At 52.7% G+C, this 509-nt stretch carries 1 pseudogene; it reads right to left on the bottom strand.

Annotated elements, in window-relative coordinates:
* Nucleotides 1-508: pseudogene (locus tag ACRHNM_RS16200) on the bottom strand (hypothetical protein); the annotation flags it as partial.
* Nucleotide 509 lies beyond the last annotated feature (1 nt).

The following is a 509-nucleotide window of genomic DNA, read 5'->3' as shown; positions in this document are numbered from 1 at the left end:
TCAGGTTCAGGGCAGAGCCGCGCTCAACAGCATCCGCCAGCTGCGTATTCTGAACAACCAGGGAATCGTTGAATACCGTCTGCTTCTCCAGCTCGGTAAACGTGCTGTCGCGCTGCATGGCAATCAATGTGTTGGACTCGCGCAGGGAGTCTACCTGGCGGAGCAGCTCTTCGCGCTCCTGCTTCAGGATGGATACCTGGCGACGGTAGCGGGAAAGTGTTGACAGGTCGGCCTTCATTGCCTTAACGCTGTCGATGTAATTGGCGATATTGTCCCGGGCGGCAACCAGTTCCTCATTGGTGGCGTTGCTTTCCAGAATCGCCTTGTCGTATTCGGACTTCAGGCTGTTCAGGTCTTCTACTACCAGCTCTTTCTCCTGGGTCAGTACGGCCTCATTCTTTTTTTTCTCCTGGTAAAGGCTGACCGTGTAAATAATCGTCCCGAGCAGGATGACTCCCAACAGACCGGCAATTACCTTCAATCCATTATTGTTTTTTGTCTCTGACATA

Source organism: Psychroserpens mesophilus (assembly GCF_050617655.1).
Taxonomy (GTDB): domain Bacteria; phylum Bacteroidota; class Bacteroidia; order Flavobacteriales; family Flavobacteriaceae; genus Psychroserpens; species Psychroserpens mesophilus_A.
Note: the sequence above shows the minus strand (reverse complement) of the source record. Positions and strands in the feature narration are given on the sequence as shown.